This window comes from Hymenobacter psychrotolerans DSM 18569 (assembly GCF_900142395.1).
GTDB classification, from domain to species: Bacteria; Bacteroidota; Bacteroidia; order Cytophagales; family Hymenobacteraceae; genus Hymenobacter; species Hymenobacter psychrotolerans.
Genome location: NZ_FRAS01000003.1, coordinates 218082 through 240454, shown reverse-complemented (window position 1 = coordinate 240454; position 22373 = coordinate 218082). Strand labels below are relative to the sequence as shown.

The following is a 22373-nucleotide window of genomic DNA, read 5'->3' as shown; positions in this document are numbered from 1 at the left end:
AAATACGTAATGCTGATTCCGAACCAGCTGCTCGTCAGTGAAATTCGGCCAACTGATTGAAATATATGGACTTGCACATGACAGAACTGGAGCGCGACGTCGTCCGTGAAATTCTGAACATAGGACTGGCCCGCGCTGCCGATTCATTTGCGGCAATTGCCCAGGAAAAAGTATTGCTGGAAGTTCCCAGCCTCGACCTGATGCCCGGCAACGGTATTCTGGAGATGGTGCGCGAAATTCAGCAGGCGAACGTAGCTATTCAGTCCGACATCCGGGGCGACTTCAATGGCACGACGCTGATGTTTTTTTCGGGGCAGCATATTCAGCGTCTTTCCCGCGTGTGCCTCCGAATGAGTGTGCCGGCCTCCATTGCCATTGATGAAATGCAGGAGTCGCTGCTGCTGGAAATCAGCAATATCATCACTGGAGCACTCGTGACGCAGCTGGCCAATATTCTCAAGGCCAAAATCTACGGTGCGCCGCCTACCGCCCCCCGCGGCGACATTGCCGACTCGCTGCACAATCTGCTGGAAGGCCATACGCAGGTGCAGCCCCTCATTTTCAGCGTCATCACGCAGTTCTCCGACAAGGAAAACTCGGTGGAGCTGCCGCTGATGCTGTTTTTCGACCGGCCTACGTTCGAGAAGATTCTCGATATCATCCGCACCTACGATTTCCTGAGCGGGCCTGCCACGTAGCTGCGCCGGCCACTACTGCTCGCCTTCATAGCCACTCCTGAGTCCGGTTCGCCGACCTTACGGAGTGGTTATTTATTTTTGCACGTTTCTTTTCCTGTTTTCCTCTTTTATGGCGACTCCCGTTCCCTCCGCTCTGGAGAAAAAACTAGCTTCTTTCGACCCCAACGCCCTCGGCGACTCGCAGGGCGGCGTATACGGCCTGCCCTTCACGGTAGAGGAGGCGCAGGTTGTAATTGTGCCCGTGCCCTGGGAAGTCACCGTATCGTACCGGGGCGGCACCGCCGATGGGCCCGCGGCTATCCGCGACGCCTCGCTGCAAGTAGACCTCTATGACCCGGACCTGCCTGAGGCGTGGCGCATGGGCCTGGCCATGGAAGAGCCCGACGAGAAAACGGCCACCGAAAGCCGCGACCTGCGCCCGCTGGCCGAAAGCTATATTGGCTGGCTGGAAGAAGGCGAGCCGGAAGCCGGGCACGCCAAGTTCTCGCCGGTGCCTGTGCGCCTCAACCAGCGTGGCGAAGCGCTGCTGCAGTACCTGAAAGAGAAGACCGGGGCCTACCTCGACGCCGGCAAGGGCGTGGTGCTGCTCGGCGGCGACCATAGCACACCACTGGGCTATATGCACGCCCTGGCTGAGCGCCACGAGGAGTTTGGCATTCTGCAGATTGATGCGCACTGCGACTTGCGCCCGGCTTACGAAGGCTTCGAGTTTTCGCACGCTTCCATCATGTACAATGCCCTCAAGCTGCCGCAGGTGAAAAAGCTGGTGCAGGTGGGCATCCGCGACCTGTGCCAGCAGGAAGCCGAAATGGTGGAGCACAGCAAAGGGCGCATCACCATGTTCCACAACCGGTTTCTGAGCGACGAGCGGTTTGCCAAGAAGTCGTGGAAGAAGGTATGCGGCAAAATCATTGCCCAACTGCCGCAGAAGGTGTATCTAAGCTTCGATATCGACGGACTGGACCCCAAGCTGTGCCCGGGCACCGGCACGCCCGTGCCCGGCGGCCTAGAGTTCGAAGAAGCCCTGTACCTGATTCGGGCGGTGGTGCGCTCGGGCCGTACCATCATCGGCTGCGACCTGAACGAGGTAGCCCCCGGCGACACCGAATGGAACGCCATTGTGGGCGCCCGCCTGCTCTACAGCATGGCCAACTGGATGGGCGTATCGCAGGGCCGCCTGCAGGACCGGGGCGCGGAAAAATAGGGGCTGCCCTGGATGCGCGTAGAGCCGAGTATACTGGAAGCTCTATCCTTTTCGCGGCGCGACGCGTACACCGGGCAGTTTTACTCTCTTTTCCCGTTCTCTCACCTTAGCTACCCGTGTCCATGGTTGGTTTCATTCTCAAATTCCTGCTCTCCGCCGTCATCACCTATGTGCTGGCGGCTTACCTGCCCGGCTCCCACATCGGCGGATTCGGCGACGCCATTCTACTGGTTATCGTGTTGGCTGTCCTCAATGCCATCCTGAAGCCCATCCTGAAGTTGTTCGGCTTCCCGATTACTGTGCTGACGCTGGGGCTGTTTCTGCTGGTTATCAACGCGGTAATTGTGATGATTGCGGATTACCTGATTCCCGGCTTCAAGCTGGATGGTTTCGTGTCGGCGCTGATTTTTAGTATTGTGCTGTCGGTGGTTACGGCCATTGTGGACATGGTAGTGGACTAGAATAGAATTGAAATACAAAAGCAAAAAGCCCTGCCTTCACGAGAGGCGGGGCTTTTTCATGCATGAGCAGCGCGTCGCTATGGCAAGGCTGGCCGTCAGGCCGGTGGTCTGGTAGTAGTAGGCGTAGCACAGATCCAAGGGCGTGAACTGCGCCACGCGCCTCTTGAACGGCGTTTTGAAGCGCCCGATGCCGTACACCGGCGAGTAGCGCAGCCCTAGTCCCGCCTTGTGTGCCGCGAAGGCCGTCAGGTCGTAGTCGGAAGTGAAGTAGGTGTCCACCCACCCCCACAATAGTGCGCTCGTCGGCCGGCTGGCGCGAGAGGCCCAGGTCCAGGTGAAACAGGGTGTCGCGGGAGGAGGGCGAGGACAGCACCTGGTCGATGCGGTCAGCTGGAGGCGCTCAGATAATCAGGTAAGATGGTTCCGGATTTCAGTCGTCTCCGTAGACCTTTTATCACCTACCAACTTGCTTGCCATGCCTGCCATCAACCATTCCCTGCCTGCTACCATCAACCACCTACTCGAGCAGGTAGGGGAGCATCTGCAGGCGGACCGGTGCTTCCTTTATGTCCGGAATCCGGCGGCCGGCAAGGGCCGCATTGCCTTCTGCTGGCGCAAAAACGACGCGGTGCCCAACCCCATCCACGACTGGCAGACCGATACTACTGACCTACCTGAAAAAGACCCGCTGTTTCGGGCGGCGCTGGCTTGCCGGCCGTCGGTGTTTGTGGAGGATGTGGAAACGGCCACGCCGGATGTGCTCAACCGCAGCTTCGAGCACGAAACCTTCGGCCATCGGGCCCTGATTCACGCCCATATCACCGAAAATGAACACCTCTGGGGCATTCTGCAGCCCTGCACCTTCGGTCGGCCGCGCCACTGGATTCCGCAGGAGCACGCCTGGATAGAAGCCATGCTCCCCCGGTTTCTGCCCCTGATTAAGCAATACATCAGCAGCGTAGAAATTCCCGGAAAATAAAGGAGCCCCGGACTTAGAAACATGACTAAGTTCGGGGCTCTTTTGGTTAGGCTCGCTTGAGCCAGCTACTTACAGCCGGCGAATCTGGGCGCCCAGGGCGTTCAGGCGCTTGTCGATGTACTGATAGCCACGGTCAATCTGCTCCACGTTCTCAATCACGCTGCGGCCTTCAGCTGAGAGGGCGGCAATGAGCAATGCCACGCCCGCCCGGATATCTGGCGAGGTCATGGTGATGCCGTGCAGCTGCTTCTGCTGGTCGAGGCCGATAACGGTAGCGCGGTGCGGGTCGCAGAGAATCACCTGCGCGCCCATGTCGATGAGCTTGTCCACGAAGAACAGGCGCGACTCGAACATTTTCTGGTGAATCAACACCGTGCCCTTGGCCTGGGTGGCCACCACCAGCACAATGCTGAGCAGGTCGGGCGTGAAGCCGGGCCACGTGTGGTCGGATACGGTCAGGATGGAGCCGTCGAGGTAGGTGGCAATTTCGTAGTGCGGCTGGGCCGGAATGTGGATGTCGTCGCCACGGAATTCCAGCTGAATGCCCAGCTTGCGGAACGTGTCAGGAATGATGCCCAACTCCGGAATCTGGCAGTCCTTGATGGTGATTTCTGAGCCCGTCATGGCCGCCAAGCCAATGAATGACCCGATTTCAATCATGTCGGGGAGCATACGGTGCTCGGTGCCGCCCAGGCTTTCCACGCCTTCAATGGTCAGCAGGTTGGAGCCGATACCGTTGATTTTAGCGCCCATGCGCACCAGCATCTTGCACAGCTGCTGCAGGTAAGGCTCACAGGCCGCGTTGTAGATGGTGGTGGTGCCTTTGGCCAGCACGGCCGCCATCACAATATTGGCGGTGCCCGTCACGGAGGCTTCGTCCAGCATCATGTAGGCGCCCGTCAGGCCATTTTCGGCCTTGATGCGGTAGAAGTCCAGGCCTTCCAGCGTGAGCTTACCGCCTAGTTTCTCCAGACCTAAAAAGTGCGTGTCCATGGGACGCCGGCCAATTTTGTCGCCGCCGGGCTTGGGCAGCTGGCAGCGGCCGAAGCGCGCCAGCATAGGCCCCAGAATCATCACGGAGCCGCGCAGGGCCCGACCCTGCTCCACAAACTCCGGCGTGTCGAGGTAGTCCAGATTGACTGCATCCGCCTGAAAACGGTAGGTGTCGGAAGCCAGCTTGCCCACTTTCACGCCCATGTCGCGCAACAGCTCAATCAGCTTATTGACGTCGCGGATGTCGGGGATGTTGGAAATGGTGACGGGCTCTGCCGTCAGCAGCACGGCGCACAGAATCTGGAGAGCTTCGTTTTTGGCGCCCTGGGGCACAATTTCACCTTTCAGCGGATGCCCGCCAAGTACTTCGAATGAGGCCATGTATGGAAAAGTTAGAAGCGAGCAGCCGGTAAAAGGAAGCTGAAGCGCGCAGTGAACTGCTCAGATTCCTGCTCACCGGCTGCTGGTTTCCGGAAATAAAATTACTGCGGAGGCTGTTGAGGCTCCTGGCGGCCTTTCTTGCCACCCCGGCGCTGCTTGTCGCGCCGGTTGCCATTGCCACCACTGCCCCGGCGGCCCTCCCGTTCCCGTTCCTGGCGCGGCTGGGGCACAATAAATGCGGCCCGGCTCGCGCTGGTGCCGGAAGCCGGGGCTGCGGCCATCTCAAACAGGCTCTGCGCCTCTACCATGGCCGGATCAAGGGTGAGGCGGCCACCCGACAGGTCTTTCAGGTGCTTGAGAATGGTAGCGTCCTTGGCGTTTTCCTTGTTGTGGGAGCGGTACAGGAACTTCATCGTGCGGCCGATGGTGATGGTGGCCTGCTCGCGTTCCGTCTCGTCTTCCATCGTCAGGGCCTTCTCTACCATCAGCTCCACGCCGCGGCCGTAGGCGCGCAGCTTCAGGTTTTTCTCGGGGTAGGGAAGGGGCTTAGGGTTCTGGTGCAGGCCGCTAAGGCCTTTCAGCTCGAAGGGCGCATCTATGTCCAGGTCCTCATCAGCCATTTCGTAGAGGTGGTTCCAGACTTTCTCCTGCGAGTTGGGCTGGTCGCGCAGGCTGGGCTGCAGCCGGAAAATGAGCTGCACAATCTGGGTGGCGCGGCGCGTACGCTCGGCCTTGTCTTCTATGTCGCGCAGGCCCTGCACCAGCTGAAAGGTGCTTTGGCCATATTCGCGCTGTAGCAGCTCGTGTTTATGTAAGGTAGGAAGAGACATTCGGGAGTGGAGGTGGGCCGGCACAGGCCGGCACGGGTGCAATAATAACGATTGACGCTACAGCCGCCCGTCCTGACTTTTGCGAACCAGGATGGGCAGCTGTAGCTACCAGGGCAAGCTAAGCATTAGCCCAATACCCGCAATTTGGCGAAACTCAGCAACAACGTCTTCTCGCCGACTTCCTCGAAATTGATAATAGCCTTGGTGGAGCCCGAAACGGTTTCCAGTTTCGTGACCTGGCCGAAGCCAAACTTGGGGTGCTCCACGCGCTGCCCGGTCTGCAGGTTGCTGGTATCGGAAGGCTTGAAGTCGGCGGGGGCTACGTACTTGGTGGCTACCGTCTTACGAGGCGGGGTGGGCACCAGGTTGCTGCGCCGCTCAAACACGTGCCCAAACGGCGACTCACCCGGCCCCGCCCGGTCGGGGCCAGGCCCTGCCGAGTACTTGAAATCCACGAATTGCGGGTCAATTTCGTCGAGGAAGCGGCTTTTTTCGCAGCTGCGCAGGTTGCCCCATTGGTAGCGGGAGGTGGCGTAGCTGAGCGTGAGCTTTTTCTCGGCCCGCGTGATGGCCACATAGAACAGGCGCCGCTCTTCCTCCAGGTCAGCGCGCGAGGTAATCATCATCTGGCTCGGAAACAGGTTTTCCTCCATGCCCACGATGTAGACGTTGCGGAATTCCAGCCCCTTGGCCGAGTGAATGGTCATCATGGTCACCTGCTCGCCTTCGGCCTGCGCGTCCTTGGTGTCGGCGTCCGTCACGAGGGCAATGTCCTGCAGGAAAGCGCCGAGGCTCTTTTCCTCCCGCTCCGGGTCTTCCACGAAGGCCTTGATGCCGTTGAGTAGTTCCTGAATATTTTCGTAGCGCGAGAGGCCCTCAATGCTCTTATCCGCATACAGCTCCTCAATCATGCCCGAGTTCTTGGCAATGAACTTGGCCGCCTCAAACGCGTCATCCTTGGCTGCTATGGCCGTGTACGCCTTGATTTTCTCGGCGAAATCGACAATCGGGTTGGCGGCACGGGCCGGCAGAAACTGGTCGGCATTGGCTACCACTTCCCAGATGGTGTGGTTGGCTTCCTCGGCCGCACTCAGCAGCTTGGCAATGGTCGTGTCGCCGATGCCGCGCTTGGGGTAGTTGATGACGCGGCGCAGCGCCTGCTCGTCGTTCGGGTTCACCGTGAGGCGCAGGTAGGCCACCAGGTCCTTGATTTCCTTACGCTGGTAGAAGCTCAGGCCGCCGACAATCTTGTACTTGATGTTGAGCTTGCGCAACGACTCCTCGATGGCGCGGCTCTGGGCGTTGGTGCGGTACAGGATGGCAAAGTCGTCGTACGACAGATGCTGGTTCATCTTGTCCTCGTAGATGCTGTTGGCCACCAATTTGCCTTCCTCATTGTCGGAAGCGGCTTTCAGCACCTCAATCAGCGGGCCTTCCTCGTTGTCGGAGAAGACGTCTTTGCGCAGCTGGGCCTGGTTGTTTTTGATGACCGAGTTGGCCGCCTTCACAATGGTTTTAGTGGAGCGGTAGTTCTGCTCCAGCTTGAACACCTGCAGCTCCGGATAGTCCTTTTCGAAGTTCAGAATGTTCTGAATATCAGCGCCCCGGAAGGCGTAAATGCTCTGCGCATCGTCACCCACCACGCAGATGTTGCGCTCTTTGGCGGCCAGCTTGCGCGCAATCAGGTACTGCGAGTAGTTGGTGTCCTGGTACTCGTCCACCATCACGTACCGAAACATGTTCTGGTACTTGTTCAGCACGTCGGGGTGGTCCTTGAACAGCACGTTGGTCTGGTAGAGCAAATCGTCGAAGTCCATGGCGCCGGCCTTGAAGCAGCGGTTGGCGTACTGCTGGTAAATCACGCCCAGCTTGGGCCGCAGCGCCGCCTCATCGTCCTGCCGAATCACGGGGTCGTTGAGGTACTGCTGCACCGAAATCAGCTTGTTTTTCGCCGACGAAATCCGGCCCAGCACCATGTTCGGCTTGTAGAGCTTGTCGTCCAGCTCCAACTCCTTCAGAATCTGCCCGATGAGGGTTTTGGAGTCCTGCGTGTCGTAGATGGTGAAGGAGCGGGGAAAGCCGATTTTGTCGGCTTCGGAGCGCAGGATCCGGGCAAAAATGCTGTGGAAGGTGCCCATCCACAGGTTTTTGGCGTTCGGGCCTACTACCTTTTCAATCCGGGCGCGCATCTCGCGGGCCGCTTTGTTGGTGAAGGTGAGGGCCAGGATGTTGAACGGGTCGACGCCCTGCTCCAGCAGATTGGCTATGCGGTAGGTGAGCACCCGGGTTTTGCCCGAGCCCGCACCGGCTATAATCATGCAGGGGCCTTCGATTTGCATCACGGCGGCCGCCTGCGAGGGGTTCAATAAAGAATGATAATCCAGTCCCATTCGTCGTCAGTCAGAAACTAAGCTTTTTGGCTTGTTAGCAAAGGTACAGCATTCGGGGCGGGTGAGGAAACGGGGTTATCTTTGTAGCCACATTTCCCGCCGGCTGCTTGGTGGCCCTTCCAGCACTTGTTGAAGGTAGCAACCTGTTCAGCCGGCATACTTCCCCGCTCATCCGTATGATTCAGATACAGAACACCCTTATTTCCGACGACGTTCGGGACAACTTCTTCGTGTGCAACCTCGAAGCCTGCAAAGGTGCCTGTTGCGTGGAAGGTGACCTGGGCGCGCCGCTGGAAGAAGCCGAGCTCCAGATCCTCGAAACCGAATACGAGGCCATCAAGCCCTTCCTGACCGAAGCCGGCCGCGAGGCCATTGCGCAGCAGGGTATTTACATCAAGGACTGGGAGGGCGACTACAGCACCACCACCATCAACGACCGGGAGTGCGCCTACGCCCTCTACGACGAACGAGGCATCCTGAAATGCGGCATCGAGCAGGCCTATCTGGCGGGTGCCACCAGCTTCAAGAAGCCCATCAGCTGCCACCTATACCCCATCCGCATCACCAAATACGACGGCTTCGAGGCCCTGAACTACGACCGGTGGGGCATCTGCAACCCGGCCTGCGCCCACGGCGCCAACCTGGGCGTGCGGGTGTATCAGTTTCTGCGCGAGCCGCTCATCCGCAAGTACGGCGAAGAATGGTACGGCGAACTGGTGCACGAAATCGAGCACGGTGCCGCGCAGGTGTAACCAGCACCCCGGCCGCCAGCAAAGAAAAAGACCAGCCCTGAGGCTGGTCTTTTTACTTTAAAGCAAACCTGACGCCTACAGCGTCGAGAAGTCGAAGGACGATTCCAGGAACTTCGTGGTGAAGTTGCCGGCTTTAAAGTCCTCGTTGTCCATGAGGGCCAGATGGAAGGGAATCGTGGTTTTCACGCCTTCCACCACAAACTCGCTCAGGGCGCGCTTCATCTTCACGATGCACTCCTCGCGGGTTTGGGCTACGGTGATGAGCTTGGCAATCATCGAGTCGTAGTTCGACGGAATCTGGTAGCCGGCATATACGTGCGTGTCGACGCGCACGCCGTGGCCGCCGGGGATGTGCAGCGTCGTGATTTTGCCGGGGGAGGGGCGGAAGTCCTTGGTCGGGTCTTCGGCGTTGATGCGGCACTCCATGGCGTGCATTTTGGGGTAGTAGTTTGCCCCCGAAATCGGAATACCGGCCGCCACCTTAATCTGCTCCTTGATGAGGTCGTAGTTGATGATTTCCTCCGTCACGGGATGCTCCACCTGAATGCGGGTGTTCATCTCCATAAAGTAGAAGTCCCGGTTTTTATCGACCAGGAACTCAATGGTACCTACGCCTTCGTAGCCAATGGCCGAAGCGCCGGCAATGGCCGCCTTGCCCATCTTCTCGCGCAGCTCATCGGTCATGAAGGGCGACGGAGCTTCCTCCACCAGCTTCTGGTGGCGGCGCTGAATGGAGCAGTCACGCTCGGAGAGGTGGCACACATGGCCGAACTGGTCGCCGCACACCTGGATTTCAATGTGGCGGGGCTCCACCACAAATTTCTCCAGATACACGCCGTCGTTGCCGAAAGCGGCTTTGGCTTCGGTGCGGGCATCGTTCCAGGCTTTCTCAAACTCGTCTTCGGCGTTGATGATGCGCATGCCGCGCCCGCCGCCGCCGGCCGTAGCCTTCAGGATAACCGGATACTTGATTTTAGCCGCTACCTTCTTGCCCTGCTCCAGCGAGTCGAGCAGGCCCACGGAACCCGGAATGCAGGGCACGCCGGCCTTGATCATGGTGGCTTTGGCCGAAGCTTTGTCGCCCATCTGGTTGATCATCTCAGGCGAGGCCCCGATGAACTTGATGCCGTTTTCCTGGCACACGCGCGAGAATTCCGCGTTTTCGCTCAGGAAGCCGTAGCCCGGATGAATGGCGTCGGCGTTGGTGATTTCGGCGGCGGCAATCAGGGTCGGGATGCTCAGGTAGCTCTGCGCCGAGGGCGGCGGGCCGATGCACACGGCCTCATCGGCGAAGCGTACGTGCAGGCTTTCCTTGTCGGCGGTAGAGTACACGGCTACCGTTTTGATGCCCATTTCCTTGCAGGTGCGGATGATACGCAGCGCAATTTCGCCCCGGTTGGCAATCAGTATTTTCTTGAACACAGCTCTCAGGGTTAGATGTGAGAACTGAGAGCTTAGAACCTAGACCCGCGGCGGCGCTGGGCCGGCTCACAGATTCTAAGTTCTAAGCTCTCAACTCTAAGCTCTAAAATTACATTGGCTCAATCAGGAACAGCGGCTGGTCGTACTCCACGGGAGAGGCATTTTCGACCATAGCCTTCACCACACGGCCGCTCTGCTCAGCTTCAATTTCGTTGAAGAGCTTCATAGCTTCGATGATGCAGATTACCTGGCCTTTCTCCACCAGGTCGCCTACCTGCACGAAAGCCGGCGAATCGGGGCTGCTGCTGCGGTAGAACGTGCCAATCATCGGAGCTTTCAGCGGTACGTGGTTGCCACCTGCAGCGGCTTCCGTAGCGGCCGTGGCCGGTGCTGCGGCCGTAGCGGCTGGGGCTGCAACCGCAGCAGCCGCTACGGCCGGTGCCGCCATAGCGGCCGGGGCCGCCGCTAGGCCGCCACTCACCACTTTTGTGCTGGGCTCGCGCTGAACCGAAATTTTAAATTCTTCGGTTTCGATGTTGACTTTGTTCAGTCCCGACTTGGCAATGAAGTCGATGAGGTCCTGGAGTTCTTTGGCTTTCATGGCAGCGGGGGTGGGATGCTTACTTGACTCTTTCGACATAGGAGTAGTCACTGGTCTTGATGCGGATTTTGGTGTCGGTATCAATGAACAGTGGCACCTGAATCCGGGCGCCTGTTTCCACGATGGCCGGCTTGAGCGTGTTGGTGGCGGTGTCGCCTTTCAGGCCCGGCTCGGTGTAGGTTACCACCAGTTCCACCGTGGTGGGCAGCTCGGCCGTGAGGGGCTGCTCGGTTTCGGCATGGAACAGGATGGTGGCTACCTGGCCTTCCTTCATCAGGTCGGCGAAAGGCACCATGGCTTCCGGCAGCACCACCTGCTCAAACGACTCGTTATCCATGAACGTGTAGCCGTAGTCGTCTTTGTAGAGGTATTGGTGGGGGCGCTGCTCCACGCGGGCGGTTTCCACTTTCACGCCGGCATTGAACGTGTTGTCAATCACGCGGCCGGTTTTGATGTTGCGAAGCTTGGTGCGCACGAACGCCGGACCTTTGCCGGGTTTCACGTGCTGGAATTCGGTGATGACGTGCAACTCGCCGTTGTAGTTGAGAACAAGCCCGTTGCGAAAATCTGCGGTGGTGGCCATGGGTGGAGAATGAATAAGTAAGAATTAGGAACTGGGAATGGCAAGAGAGAAGCGTAGCGCATCACTTCTTAATTTCCTGACTCTTAATTCTGAGTTCAAAAAAGAAGTGCCGTCCCGGTAAGTTGGCGGGGCGGCACGACGGGAGTGCAAGTATAGAGGATTTCCGTTTTCGCGCCGCTATGCTAGGCGTTTTGCGGATCAGGTTTCGGGTCGTACGCCCACTTCAGGTACACCGAGCCCCAGGTGAAACCACCTCCGAAAGCGGCCAGCACCAGGTTGTCGCCCTTGCGCAGCTGCGACTCGTAGTCGGCCAGACACAGTGGGATGGTGCCGTTGGTGGTATTGCCGTAGCGCTGGATGTTGAGCATCACCTTCTCGGGGCCCACGCCCATACGGTTGGCAGTAGCATCAATGATGCGCTTATTGGCTTGGTGCGGTACCAGCCACGCCACGTCGTCGTGGGTGAGGTGGTTGCGCTCCATTACCTGAGCAGCTACGTTGGCCATATTCGTGACGGCAAACTTGAAAACGGTAGCGCCTTCCTGGTACACGTAATGTTCCCGGTTGGCTACAGTTTCGGCGGAAGGCGGCCGGCGGCTGCCGCCTGCTTTCTGATGCAGGTACTGCTCGCCGGTACCATCGGAGCGGAGCACCTGGTCGAGTACGCCGTAGCCGTCGGTGTTGGGTTCCAGCAGCACGGCGCCGGCTCCGTCACCGAAGATGATGCAGTTGGCGCGGTCCGTATAGTCGATGATGGACGACATCTTGTCGGCACCCACCACCACTACTTTGCGGTACGTGCCCGTCTGGATGTACTGAGCCCCGGTGGCCAGCGCGAACAGAAAGCCTGAGCAGGCCGCCTGCATATCGAAGCTGAAGGCCTTGGTGGTGCCCACCGCCGCCGATACGATGTTGGCCGTAGCCGGAAACACCAAGTCGGGCGTGGTCGTGGAACAGATCAGCAGGTCGATATCCTCGGCTTTGGTGCCGGTTTTCTCCAGCAGCTGCTGCACCGCTTTGATGGCCATCACCGAGGTGCCCTGGTTTTCGCCTTTCAGAATGCGACGCTCCTTGATGCCGGTGCGCGTCGTTATCCACTCATCGGTGGTATCTACCAGGGTTTCCAGCTCCTGGTTGGTGAGCACATATTCGGGCACGTAAGCGCCCACTCCGGTAACGGCGGCGGTTATTTTCATTGAAGAAAAAGCGGAAAACGCGGCAAGAAAAAGTCCGGCCGGAGCCGGACTTAGTCCTAGGACTTGAAGGTGTTTTTTATCTGGTCGGAAATACCAGACTGGGCCATTTGGTAGCCCTGCAACAGCATGTTACAGATGGCCAGCGGGGTGCTCACGCCATGCCCGATAATGGCATTATCGTTGATGCCCAGAATGGGCGAGCCACCAATGGCTTCGTAGTTGAATTTGTCGAAGAACGGGTCGTGGAACTGCTTTTCAGCAATGATGTCGTAAACCGACTCTGCCATTTTCAGCATTACATTGCCCGTGTAGCCGTCACAGACAATAACGTCGGCTTTCTCGTTGAACAGGTCGCGCCCTTCGATATTGCCGATGAAATGAATGTGCGGATTTACTTTGAGCAGCTGATGAGCAGCCTGCGTAATAGCGGTGCCTTTGCCTTCTTCCTCGCCCAGGTTCATCAGGCCCACTTTGGGGGTGGCAATGCCCAGCACGTGTTGCGCATACAACGAGCCCAACTCGCCGAATTGCTCCAGCATTTCGGGCTTGCATTCGGCATTGGCACCTACATCCAGCAGAATTCCCATGCCACCAGTCAGCTTCGGAACGAAGTTGGCAATGGCCGGGCGCATCACGCCGGGTACCGCCTTCACGCTGAACATAGCTCCCACAAGCATAGCGCCTGTGTTGCCGGCCGAGCAGAAGGCTTCTACCTCGCCCGCATGCAGCATGCGGTAGCCTACGGCAATACTGGAGTCCTGCTTCTGCTGGTACGCTTTAGCCGGGTGCTCACCCATTTCGATGATCTGCGAGGCCGCCACCAGTTCCAGGCTGGCAGCATCCGCGCCGTGCTGCTCGAGCAGCGGACGAACGGCAGCCTCCTGGCCGATGAGCACGATTTGCGCTTTGCCAGCAAGCTTAGCGGCCGCCAGAATGGCACCTTCCACTGCGGCCTGGGGCGCAAAATCGCCCCCCATAGCGTCCAGGGCTATTTTCATGTATGGGGTATCAAGGGAGAAACGAAGGAGAAAAGCCGGGCCGGATAGCGTAACCCCGGCTTCTCAGGCAAGAAAAGCCGGGGCACTTAATACTAACCGTAGACGAAAACTATTCTTCGTCGTTATCGGAAGCAGCCGGAGCCGCTACGGGAGCGTAGTTTTTGATAGCTACTTTACCGTGCAGGTACAGGTCGCCGTCTACTACGTACGCCTTATGACGGAGGTGCAGCTCGCCGGTAGTGGAGCAGATCGATACTGCTTTCGGGGTGAGCTTGTGGTGGGAGCGACGCTTGTCACGCGTGGCGGAGGAGGTCCGGCGCTTAGGATGTGCCATGGTTGAAAGGGGGTATTAAAAGCAAAGTGAAAAATTACAAAAGCAAGTCAGCTGCAGTCGGCGCTAGTTGAGGTTGCGCAGGGCGTTCCAGCGCGGATCCGTGTCGTCCTCGTCGTCTTCATCGTCGCCTTCCTGGCGGGTCGTGAAGATGAGCTTGGTGTCGGAGTCCGGGTTTTCGTCGGGCTCATTCTGGAAGCGCGGGTGCAGCTTCTTCATAGGCAGGGCCAGCCCGATATAATCGAACAGGTGCTGCGCCAGGGGCAGCGTCTGGGTGTCGGTCTTGATCTGGAGTACGTTGTCGTCCAGCTCCAGGTCCCGGTCGCCGTAGCGCACCAGCAGCTGCTCCCGGGTTTCTATTTCCTGGTCGTAGTCGTCCAGGCTCCGGTCGCAAACCTGGCGCACGGTGCCTTTCAGATGGAAGTCGAAAGTAAGCAGCCGGTCGGTTTTGTGCAGCGTCACGTCGGCGTGCACCTGGCCATCCGGAATCAGCTGCTGCTCAAACTGCTCGAAGAAAGCCCGATCCAACTCAAACGCGAAGTGGTGCGTTTTGTCGGCCAGCTTAGCAATGTTGATGTCGTATTGAGCGTCCTTCTTCACGGTCAGGTTTGTAGCAGGGGGCAAAAGTAGAAAGATTTCCCCGGTTTGTAAAAGCGAATGGCGGCGTAGCGCTTCGGATCAGGCGTTTTTCAGGATAAAGTCGGGCGGAATGCCCAGCCGCTCGTACAGCCGCTTTGCCAGGTCCAGCGTCACGCGGCGCTTGCCGCTCAGAATCTGGGAAAGGCGACCGGCCGGTACTTCCAGCAGTTGGGCCAGATCCTTTTGCTTGAGCCGCATCTGCTGCCGCTTCAGCTCAATCATGTCGGCCAACGACGTAGGCAGGTTCGGAATCGGGAGCAGGCCGAGCTTGCTTTCGTACAGGTCCAGCGCCCCGATCAGCTCCCGCAGCTCCGTTTCCAGCGCCTCGTTGCCCTCCACTCCGGCAGCCACCAGCGCGTCGAGGCGACGCAGAGCGGTGCGGTAGTCAGTAGGAGTTTGAAGCAGCATGCGGGAAGGGAGCGGAACCGAAGTTGGTGTAATAGGACTGCAAAGCTACAGACTGGTTTTGAATCCGCAAACAAAATTTCGTTTTTGGAAAGAATGTTTTCCTGTGCGTATAAAAAACGGTCAGCACTTTGCAGGTGCTGACCGTTTCGATAGTGCCGAAAGTGGCTCCAGTTCTTATTCGTGGCGGCCACCGCGCAGGGGCGGGCCCGGAACCAGCGGCTTAATACCGGCCAGCATCTGCCGCTGGCGCACCAGTTCACACGCCATATAAAGAGCCTCGCGGAACGAGGTTTCATCGGCTTTGTACTGGCCGGCCAGCCCGTAGGCGGTGCCGTGGTCGGGCGAAGTCCGGATGACGGGCAAGCCAGCGGTGAAGTTCACGCCCCGCTCAAACGCCAGCGTCTTGAACGGAATCAGGCCCTGGTCGTGGTAGAGGGAGAGGGTGGCGTCGAACTGCCGGTACTGACCGGTGCCGAAGTAGCCATCGGCGGGGTAGGGGCCATACACCAGATGGCCGTCGTGGAGCAGTTGCTGAACTACGGGCGTAACTATGCTGCCTTCCTCGGTGCCCAGCAGGCCGTTTTCGCCAGCGTGCGGATTGAGGCCCAGCACCGCCACGCGCGGCTTTTCAATGCCGAAATCCTGCTTCAGCGACTTGAGCAGAATGCGCAGCTTGGTATTCAGCAGTTCCTTCGTGACGCGGGTGGGCACGTCTTTCAGCGGAATATGGCCCGTGGCCGTGGCTACGCGCAGTTCGTCGCTGGCCAGCAGCATCAGGCTTTCCTTAGCCTCGAAAAAGCTGGTCAGGAACTCGGTGTGGCCGGGGAAGCGGAAGTCGTCGGCCTGGGTGTTTTCTTTGCTGATGGGGGCCGTAACGAGGGCATCGAGCAGGCCGGCCTTCAGGTCGCGGGCGGCGGCGAGCAGGCTCTGCCGGGCTGCCGTGCCGCTGGCCTGGCTGGGCTGGCCGGGCGTCAGATGAAAGTCGTCTTCCCAGCAGGTGACGGCGTTGTGCTTACCCGGCGCAATGTCGGCGGCTTCGCGCACCTGCCGGAACGTCAGCGGTTCACTGCCCTCGGAAACGGGAAAATCGTCGAAAAGCACGGTGGCCGTGCCGTACACTACCGGCGTGCAGAACTTGAGCAGGCGCGCATCGAGGAAGGTTTTATAGATGATTTCCGGGCCGATGCCGGCTAAGTCGCCAACGGAAATGCCAATGCGTGGGAGCATGATTTTAGGGCTTGAAAAGTAGAACCTAAGATTTAGGCAGGACGAGAGACACTATTTGCTAATCGGTATCTGAGTTGCCCCAAAATTCAGTTTGCCAAAAATTATACAATTCAGCAGTTTGTACAGGTAGCAGCTTATCTCCGTTTTGAGCTTCAAATTCGTCCAGCAACAAGTACATATAATGCCAAGTAGTATGCTCGTCATCCTCTTCGTTCGTATTCCAATCAGAGCCGTGTAGTACCTTTTGTACAATATTAATATCAGCTTGCCACCCCTCATGTAGTGCGAAGCAGAGGATGGTTTGAAATGCAGATAATTCTAGAACATCGTGCTCAGAATCATCGGTACGATGTTGAACGGCCAATTCACGGATGTAATCTTGACATTCTGAAAACGTCATGAAGCTGGGCCGAAAAGGTAGGTGAAAAGGTCGGTCATTGTCATGCCTTCTTTACCTTGAGAGACTTTAGGAACGAAGTGTTGCTTTCTCACTAATCGCATTGCCTTACGAACATTATAGTTACCGTCCTTGCTTGGCTTGGTGTGAGTGGCCTCTGGAAATTTAGGTTTCCCATCAGCCTCTATTTCAAGTAAACTCTGTAAGGGCTGACCAGGGCTGTTGCCAAAGAAGAGGTAGCTCAACTTGAAGCGTTTTGTGTCTGATTTATCTTCCTTTCTTTTAATCCAGACCACACATCCACTGGGCTTTGTACATAACGCTACTCCTACTTTTTGCCGGGAAGTGGCAGCATCCTGTCGAGAAGTTTTTAGCTGAACATGTCGAACTATACCCTGACATTCTAATACTAAATCGTAGCCATAAGCATCTACTTCAGAGCGCATTACCTCTACTACTCTATTGAAGCGTAGCCAAGCCTCTTGGAGCAACTCAGCAATGAAAAGGTGCTCTACTACTTGCTCGTGAAAAGTAGATTGTAAAGATTCAGCCGTGGATTGGTGGGCAGCTTGTTCGATAGCGGTCATATTGCGAAGCGTAATGTAGCTGGTAGATTCTAAGCCCTATTCACTAAGAACTCATATGTGAGACGCACGGCAGTGCCGGTGCCGCCTTTGCCGCGGTAAGAGTCCGGGGCGGTGAGGTAGGCGGGAGCGGCAATATCAAAGTGCACCCAGGGGTAGCCCTCGGTGAAACGCTCCAGAAACTTGCCGGCTGAAATGGCGCCGGCTTCCGCTTTGCCAATGTTGTTGATGTCGGCAATGTCGGACTTGATGTGGTCGGCATATTCGTCCCACAGCGGAAACTCAACCAGCCGCTCGTGGGTGCGGTTGCCAGCTTTTTTCAAGGCCAGAAGTGTTTCCTCCTCGGCTGTGCCCATGCACACAATGCCTTCCTTGCCGATGGCGCGGGCCGCCGCACCGGTGAGCGTAGCGAAGTCGAGAACCAGCTCCGGGTCGTATTTCCTGGCGAAGGCCAGCGCGTCGCCGAGCAGCAGGCGGCCTTCGGCATCGGTGTTCATCACTTCTACCGTCAGGCCGCTGTACATGGTGATGACGTCGCCGGGGGCAAAGGCGAGGCCGCCGGGGCGGTTGTCGGTGGCCGGCACCAACCCGATGACGTGCAGCGGCACCTGGTTTTTGGCCAGCGCGTAGAGCGTGCCTACTACGGCCGCGCCGCCGGCCATGTCGCACTTCATCATGTCCATGCTGGCGGGCGTGGGCTTCAGGCTCAGGCCGCCGGTGTCAAACACCACGCCTTTGCCCACCAGCACGTAGGGCTTGCTGTTGCGGGCGCCTTCGGGCTTGTACTCCATAATAGTGAACGTAGGCGGCTCGGGGCTACCCTGGTTCACGGCCAGCAGGCCGCCCATGCGCAGCGCCTCAATCCGGACCAGGTCCAGAATTTCGGTGGTGAAACCCGCTTTTTCGCCGGCTTCGGCCATGCGCTCGGCAAACTGGATGGCATTGAGCTTGTTCAGTGGCGCATTCACCAGGTCGCGGGCCAGGCAAACGCCTTCCAGCACGCCCGCCAGCTCCTGTACTTTATCGGCATCAAGGTCGGGGCCTACCAGCGTGAGGCGCTGCAGCTTGGGCGCTTCCCTGGATTTCTCGTCGGTTTTGTAGCCCTCAAACTGATAGGCCGTCAGTGCCAGTCCTTCGGCCAGCGCCAGCGCGCCGCCCGGGGTCGTCAGGTTGCACACGAACAGCTCCTCTACCTTATCAGCCTTGAGCAGGGCGTGGAGCTGGTGGCCGCTTTTGCGCAGGGCCTCAGCCGCGAGGTCGGGCGTTTTCTTGTCGGCCGCCACCACATAGTAATGCTGGTGCGAGTACTGGTTGACCCGAATCAGCTTGCTGTCGGCGGCCAATTGTTCGGCCACGTACTGGCGGGCCGGCGCGGGCAGGTCGGCGGAAGCCGTTACGGGCAGCTCAGTGGTACCGGCGGGCAGGATGAACACGGTGTTGGCCGTAGACGGGAAATCGGCGGCGTAGGCAAGGTGGAGCGACATAAAGAAAAATAACAGAGCCTGAACGAATCAAAAACCGACCCCTGCCGGATTCGGCAGGCAGGGCGTACCTTTGAGGTCGTGAAGGTAGGCCTTTTGGCAATGAAGAAAGAAGAATGAGAAACGAATCCATTGCCGCCTTCGGCTGGGGCCGTTGCTCATCCGGTTCTTCACTCTTCCTTCCTCACCTTACATTTTCCGTTGCCTTGGATTCCGTTAAAGCGAAAAAACACCTGGGCCAGCATTTTCTGGCCGATTCCAATATTGCCCGCAAAATAGTGGAGGCGCTGCGCCTGCCCGACGGCGTAACGGAAGTGCTGGAAATCGGGCCCGGTATGGGCGTACTCACCGAAACGCTGCTCCAGAATCCGCGCTACCAGACGTCGGTAGTGGAAATTGACCGCGAGTCGGTGGAATATCTGGGCAAGCACTTTCCGGCGCTGGCCGGCCGCATCTACTCGCAGGATTTCCTGAAGATGGACCTCGGCAAGCTCTACAGCGGGCAGCCCATCAGCATCATCGGCAACTTTCCCTACAACATCAGCAGCCAGATCTACTTTCAGGTGCTGGCCCACCGGCAGCAGGTGCGCGAGTGTGTGGGCATGATTCAGAAGGAAGTGGCCGACCGGCTGGCCGAGGGGCCGGGCTCGAAAACCTACGGTATTCTGAGCGTGCTGCTGCAGGCCTACTATACTATTGAGTACCTGTTCACGGTGCCGCCGCACGTGTTCAACCCGCCGCCCAAGGTGCAGTCGGCCGTGATTCGGCTCATGCGCAACGCCACCGAGAAGCTGGACTGCGACGAGGTGCTGTTTTTTAAGGTAGTGAAGCAGGCCTTCGCCACGCGCCGCAAAACCCTGCGCAACGCCCTCAAGCCCTTCGGCATGCCCCCCGAAGCCACCACCGACCCTATCTTCGATAAGCGCGCCGAGCAGCTTAGCGTGACTGATTTTGTGGGCCTGACGAAACTGGTGGAGCGGGAGCGGCTCGATAACAAGTAGCAACGACAAAGACAGTCTATCCGGATGTCCCTCTGCCTCGTCATCGACGAAATGCACCCCAGCCTCCCCGAGTACCTGGAGCCGCTGGGCGTGACGCTGCACTACCGCCCCGATCTGACGGCCGCCGAAGTGCCCGCCGCCCTGGCCGCGCATCCCTACGACGGGCTGATGGTGCGCTCCAAGCTGCGCATCACGGCCGAGCTGCTCGGCCACAGCCCGCGGCTACGCTACGTGGCTCGCGCCGGCGCCGGCGTCGATAACATTGATGAAGCGGCCATGGCGGCAGCCGGCGTCACGCTGCTGAACGCGCCCGAGGGCAACCGCGACGCGGTGGGTGAGTACGCCGTGGGCCTGCTGCTGGCGCTGCTGCGCAACATCGCGCGGGCCGACCAGCAGGTGCGGGCTGGGCAGTGGCACCGCGAAGCCAACCGGGGTGAGGAAATCGGGGGCAAAACCATTGGGCTGCTCGGCTACGGGCACATGGGCCGCGCGTTTGCCAAGCGGCTCAGCGCCTTTGGCTGCACCGTGCTGGCGCACGACCATGACCCCGCCGTGGCCGCCGACCAGTATGCTACTTTGGTGACGTTGCAGGAATTGCAGCAGCGGGCCGAGGTGCTGAGTTTGCACATTCCGTACTCGGCCGCCAATCATCATTTCGTGGACGAGGCGCTGCTGCTGGGTTTCCGCAACCCCATCTGGCTCCTGAACACGGCCCGGGGCGAGGTGCTCGATCATGCCGCGCTGGTGCGGGGCCTGCAAACCGGGCAGGTGCGCGGCGCCGCCCTGGATGTGCTGGAAAATGAAAAGCTGGCCGCGCTGACTCCTGAGCAGCAGGCGCGCTTTGCGTACCTGGCGGCAGCGCCTCAGGTGGTGCTTTCGCCCCACGTAGGCGGCTGGAGCTTTCAGTCGTATCAGCGCATCAATGAGGTACTGGCGTACAAAATCGGGGCTTTTCTGCGCTCCGTAGCCTAGGCGCTAACCCACAGGCAGCAGGTAGCTTGAAGCTGCCGGCTGCCTGGTTTGCGAGCCGGCCCATTCGTCGGGGGCTGGCATCATTCGGCACAGATTCGTATATTTGTCTTAAACCTGTGTTGGAGAACGGTCGGCGGCGCCGGCCGTTCTCCTTGTTTTTTAGCTTACCCCACCAACCCCCATGGCCACCATCAACTACTATACCGCCGAAGGCCTGCAAAAACTCAAGGACGAACTGCAGGATCTTAAAATCCGCGGCCGGGCCGAAGCAGCTGAAGCGCTGCGCGAAGCCCGCGACAAAGGCGACCTGAGCGAAAACGCGGAGTACGACGCGGCCAAGGAAGCGCAGGGCCTGCTGGAACTCAAAATCTCCAAGCTGGAAGAAGTTGTCGGCAATGCCCGCATCCTCGATGAATCCGGTCTGGACCTCACCAAGGTGCTCATTATGAGCAAGGTGAAGCTCAAGAACCTCAAAAATAACATGGTGCTCGACTACACGCTGGTGGCCGAGGAAGAAGCCAATCTGGCCGCCGGCAAAATCTCCGTGAAGTCGCCCATCGGCAAAGGCCTGCTGGGCAAATCGGCCGGTGATACGGCTGAAATTACGGTGCCAGCCGGCAAGCTGCAGTTTGAAATTCTGGAAATCAGCCGCTAGCGGCTGGTAGAGAAAGACGGGCGCTGCCACACAGCATTGCCGGTCAGTTTCTGAAAGGGCGAAGCCACCGGCTTCGCCCTTTTGCTTTTTGCCTCGTACTTTGGCCCCGCCACCACGGCGCTGCTGCAAGGCTCCGGCCGGGCTCAGCCTATCTGCTACTTCCTAACTTCACCAAGTATGCCCTCCATTTTCTCTCGCATTGTTTCGGGTGAGCTGCCTGCCTACAAAGTAGCCGAAGACGAGCACCACCTTGCTTTTCTCGACATCACGCCGCTGGTGGAAGGCCACACGCTGGTAATTCCGAAGCGCGAAGTAGACTACATTTTCGACCTGCCGGCGGAGGAGCTGGCCGCGCTGCACCAGTTTGCGCAGCGGGTAGCCAAAGGGGTGCTGGCGGCCGTACCGTGCCGCCGCATCGGGGTAGCTGTTATCGGGCTGGAAGTGCCGCACGCCCACATTCACCTCATCCCGATGAACAAGGTGGCGGACATGAACTTCGCCAACCCCAAAATCAAGGTGGCCGAAGACCGGATGAAGGAACTGGCCGCTGCCATCAGCGCCCGGGTGCCGGCTGATGCCGCCCACCGTGGCCTGCCCGCCGACCCGCTGGCCTCCAAAGGCGCCCGCGAAACCGAAGAAGCCAATGAGGCGGCTGCTCCGGGCACCTCTGGCGCAACCGCCGCACAGCTGCAGCAGCTTACCAACGGGCTGGTGTACAGGAGCGAATCGGAGGCGGCGCTGGAGCCGGTGCACTACGCCGCTCCCACGGGTGCGCTTACGGATGCTGCGCTGCTGCAGACTGTAGGGGCCGACGCCGGCAGCAAAGTGGAAACACAGGAGCTGACGCTGTTTCTGCGCAACCACACCGCCGACGACGGCGTGCTCGGCGACTCGGCCCAGGCCAACCGCTTCAAGGCGCTGCAGATGTATCTGAAGCAGGAGCTGCAGGACGTGAAAGTGTACCGCGTGGGCACCGGCCCGCAGGTGCAGGCCTACGCGCTGGGCCGCACCGAAACCGGCGAGCTGGCCGGCTTCAAAACCGTCCTGACCGAAACCTAGGAGCGAAGTTGGGGACGGCCGGGCGCAATGAGTTGGGCAGATGCCAGCCGAATCCACTTGTAAAGACGTTACTGCCGCATCTGCCAGGCCTTTGGAGCTGGAAGTGCCGCAGTGAACATAAGCAGTCAGGC

The 22373-nt window shown here is 58.9% G+C and carries 25 protein-coding genes; 9 read left to right on the top strand and 16 right to left on the bottom strand.

Annotated features, from left to right (window positions below; genetic code table 11):
* The first annotated feature begins 65 nt into the window (after positions 1-65).
* The 3 genes from BUE15_RS05500 (at position 66) to BUE15_RS05490 (ending at position 2363) form a co-directional block, all read left to right on the top strand.
* Entirely contained in the window at positions 66-698 is a 633-nt protein-coding gene (locus tag BUE15_RS05500; protein WP_244535885.1) for a chemotaxis protein CheC, read from the top strand.
* A 109-nt stretch (positions 699-807) separates the two neighbouring features.
* Complete coding sequence (locus BUE15_RS05495) at positions 808-1902, top strand: agmatinase family protein (protein ID WP_073281908.1); 1095 nt, start codon at positions 808-810, stop codon at positions 1900-1902.
* A 122-nt stretch (positions 1903-2024) separates the two neighbouring features.
* Entirely contained in the window at positions 2025-2363 is a 339-nt protein-coding gene (locus BUE15_RS05490) for a phage holin family protein (RefSeq protein WP_073281906.1), read from the top strand.
* A gap of 36 nt (positions 2364-2399) precedes the next feature.
* On the opposite strand, the gene BUE15_RS05485 is transcribed toward BUE15_RS05490, so the two are convergent.
* On the bottom strand, positions 2400-2642 hold the full coding sequence (locus tag BUE15_RS05485) for a hypothetical protein (RefSeq protein WP_073281904.1): 243 nt from the start codon (positions 2640-2642) through the stop codon (positions 2400-2402).
* Between the two features lie 196 nt (positions 2643-2838).
* On the opposite strand from BUE15_RS05485, the gene BUE15_RS05480 reads away from it, so the two are divergent.
* Positions 2839-3342, top strand: a complete 504-nt coding sequence (locus tag BUE15_RS05480) for a GAF domain-containing protein (protein WP_073281902.1) — start codon at positions 2839-2841, stop codon at positions 3340-3342.
* A 69-nt stretch (positions 3343-3411) separates the two neighbouring features.
* On the opposite strand, the gene murA is transcribed toward BUE15_RS05480, so the two are convergent.
* The 3 genes from murA to BUE15_RS05465 all read right to left on the bottom strand — a co-directional run bounded on the left by murA (position 3412) and on the right by BUE15_RS05465 (position 7930).
* Positions 3412-4716 (bottom strand): UDP-N-acetylglucosamine 1-carboxyvinyltransferase, encoded by a 1305-nt coding sequence (gene murA / locus BUE15_RS05475; protein WP_073281900.1) that lies wholly within the window; start codon positions 4714-4716, stop codon positions 3412-3414.
* Positions 4717-4817: 101 nt separating this feature from the next.
* Entirely contained in the window at positions 4818-5546 is a 729-nt protein-coding gene (locus tag BUE15_RS05470; protein WP_073281898.1) for a DUF4290 domain-containing protein, read from the bottom strand.
* Between the two features lie 125 nt (positions 5547-5671).
* Positions 5672-7930, bottom strand: coding sequence for an ATP-dependent helicase (locus tag BUE15_RS05465; RefSeq protein WP_073281971.1), 2259 nt, complete (start codon positions 7928-7930; stop codon positions 5672-5674).
* A gap of 182 nt (positions 7931-8112) precedes the next feature.
* Here BUE15_RS05465 and BUE15_RS05460 point away from each other — a divergent pair, with 182 nt between their 5' ends.
* Positions 8113-8688 (top strand): DUF3109 family protein, encoded by a 576-nt coding sequence (locus tag BUE15_RS05460; RefSeq protein ID WP_073281896.1) that lies wholly within the window; start codon positions 8113-8115, stop codon positions 8686-8688.
* Between the two features lie 75 nt (positions 8689-8763).
* On the opposite strand, the gene accC is transcribed toward BUE15_RS05460, so the two are convergent.
* The 12 genes from accC to BUE15_RS05400 form a co-directional block, all read right to left on the bottom strand.
* Entirely contained in the window at positions 8764-10110 is a 1347-nt protein-coding gene (accC, locus tag BUE15_RS05455; protein WP_073281895.1) for an acetyl-CoA carboxylase biotin carboxylase subunit, read from the bottom strand.
* A gap of 109 nt (positions 10111-10219) precedes the next feature.
* The gene (accB, locus tag BUE15_RS05450; protein WP_073281893.1) at positions 10220-10711 is read right to left on the bottom strand and encodes an acetyl-CoA carboxylase biotin carboxyl carrier protein; all 492 of its coding nucleotides are present in this window, start codon (positions 10709-10711) and stop codon (positions 10220-10222) included.
* Positions 10712-10730: 19 nt separating this feature from the next.
* A complete protein-coding gene (gene efp / locus BUE15_RS05445; protein WP_073281891.1) occupies positions 10731-11294 on the bottom strand; it encodes an elongation factor P in 564 nt (187 codons plus the stop codon).
* Between the two features lie 182 nt (positions 11295-11476).
* Positions 11477-12490, bottom strand: coding sequence for a beta-ketoacyl-ACP synthase III (locus BUE15_RS05440; RefSeq protein WP_073281889.1), 1014 nt, complete (start codon positions 12488-12490; stop codon positions 11477-11479).
* A gap of 56 nt (positions 12491-12546) precedes the next feature.
* Positions 12547-13488 (bottom strand): phosphate acyltransferase PlsX, encoded by a 942-nt coding sequence (plsX, locus tag BUE15_RS05435; RefSeq protein WP_073281887.1) that lies wholly within the window; start codon positions 13486-13488, stop codon positions 12547-12549.
* Positions 13489-13597: 109 nt separating this feature from the next.
* On the bottom strand, positions 13598-13822 hold the full coding sequence (gene rpmF / locus BUE15_RS05430; protein WP_073281885.1) for a 50S ribosomal protein L32: 225 nt from the start codon (positions 13820-13822) through the stop codon (positions 13598-13600).
* 63 nt (positions 13823-13885) lie between these two features.
* Complete coding sequence (locus BUE15_RS05425; RefSeq protein ID WP_244535883.1) at positions 13886-14443, bottom strand: YceD family protein; 558 nt, start codon at positions 14441-14443, stop codon at positions 13886-13888.
* A 54-nt stretch (positions 14444-14497) separates the two neighbouring features.
* Complete coding sequence (locus BUE15_RS05420; RefSeq protein WP_073281883.1) at positions 14498-14866, bottom strand: helix-turn-helix domain-containing protein; 369 nt, start codon at positions 14864-14866, stop codon at positions 14498-14500.
* A 174-nt stretch (positions 14867-15040) separates the two neighbouring features.
* Complete coding sequence (gene pdxA, locus BUE15_RS05415; RefSeq protein ID WP_073281881.1) at positions 15041-16093, bottom strand: 4-hydroxythreonine-4-phosphate dehydrogenase PdxA; 1053 nt, start codon at positions 16091-16093, stop codon at positions 15041-15043.
* Between the two features lie 58 nt (positions 16094-16151).
* Positions 16152-16493 (bottom strand): hypothetical protein, encoded by a 342-nt coding sequence (locus BUE15_RS21475; RefSeq protein ID WP_073281879.1) that lies wholly within the window; start codon positions 16491-16493, stop codon positions 16152-16154.
* Entirely contained in the window at positions 16490-17077 is a 588-nt protein-coding gene (locus BUE15_RS21470; RefSeq protein WP_073281877.1) for a hypothetical protein, read from the bottom strand. Before BUE15_RS21470 ends, BUE15_RS21475 begins: the two co-directional genes overlap by 4 nt.
* A 29-nt stretch (positions 17078-17106) precedes the next feature.
* Positions 17107-18558 carry a leucyl aminopeptidase family protein gene (locus BUE15_RS05400; protein WP_073281875.1) on the bottom strand — a complete coding sequence of 484 codons (1452 nt, stop codon included), beginning with the start codon at positions 18556-18558 and terminating at the stop codon, positions 17107-17109.
* A gap of 203 nt (positions 18559-18761) precedes the next feature.
* Between BUE15_RS05400 and rsmA the strand changes: the two genes are divergently transcribed.
* The 4 genes from rsmA to BUE15_RS22555 all read left to right on the top strand — a co-directional run bounded on the left by rsmA (position 18762) and on the right by BUE15_RS22555 (position 22242).
* Positions 18762-19556, top strand: a complete 795-nt coding sequence (gene rsmA, locus BUE15_RS05395; protein WP_073281873.1) for a 16S rRNA (adenine(1518)-N(6)/adenine(1519)-N(6))-dimethyltransferase RsmA — start codon at positions 18762-18764, stop codon at positions 19554-19556.
* A gap of 24 nt (positions 19557-19580) precedes the next feature.
* Complete coding sequence (locus BUE15_RS05390) at positions 19581-20528, top strand: NAD(P)-dependent oxidoreductase (RefSeq protein WP_073281871.1); 948 nt, start codon at positions 19581-19583, stop codon at positions 20526-20528.
* Between the two features lie 181 nt (positions 20529-20709).
* Positions 20710-21183, top strand: coding sequence for a transcription elongation factor GreA (gene greA, locus BUE15_RS05385; RefSeq protein WP_073281869.1), 474 nt, complete (start codon positions 20710-20712; stop codon positions 21181-21183).
* A 177-nt stretch (positions 21184-21360) separates the two neighbouring features.
* Positions 21361-22242 (top strand): nuclease A inhibitor family protein, encoded by an 882-nt coding sequence (locus tag BUE15_RS22555; RefSeq protein WP_139252140.1) that lies wholly within the window; start codon positions 21361-21363, stop codon positions 22240-22242.
* The last annotated feature ends 131 nt before the right edge of the window (positions 22243-22373 follow it).